Here is a 512-nt window from a genome sequence, read left to right on the forward strand (position 1 = left end):
ATCGCGGTCGCGTTGGGTGAGATCGAGATGCCGACCGACGCGGATGTGATGAACAACCGTGACCTGTACTCGTCGGTCGCGTCGTGCTCCTCGGGCGTCGAGCTCGACGTGGCCCAGATCGTGGTGGTCGGCAACGCGAAGGGTGTCGGTGGTCGCTACCGGATCGGTCACTCGGTGATGAACGATGCTCTCGACCAGGACGGTATCTGGAACGCGATCAAGGACGCCGGCCTCGATCTGCCCGAGCGCCCGCGCACTGCGGACCTGGACGGCAAGCTGGTCAATGTGTTCCTCAAGTGCGAGGCGTCGCAGAACGGCGAGGTCCGTGGTCGTCGCAATGCGATGCTCGACGACTCCGACGTGCACTGGCACCGTCAGATCAAGTCGTGTGTCGGTGGTGTCACGGCCGCGGTGACCGGTGACCCGGCGGTCTTCGTCTCGGTCTCCGCCGCCCACCAGGGCCCGGAGGGTGGCGGCCCCGTCGCCGCCATCGTCGACCTGGGCTGATCCAC

1 protein-coding gene is annotated in these 512 nt (G+C 66.6%); it reads left to right on the forward strand.

What is annotated here, in order from left to right:
• Positions 1 to 507, forward strand: a 507-nt coding sequence (locus RB608_RS28250) for a ring-opening amidohydrolase (RefSeq protein ID WP_308091435.1), incomplete at its 5' end; no start/stop codon positions are given.
• Positions 508 to 512: the final 5 nt, after the last annotated feature.

This window comes from Nocardioides sp. LHD-245 (assembly GCF_030929495.1).
Classification (GTDB): domain Bacteria; phylum Actinomycetota; class Actinomycetes; order Propionibacteriales; family Nocardioidaceae; genus Nocardioides.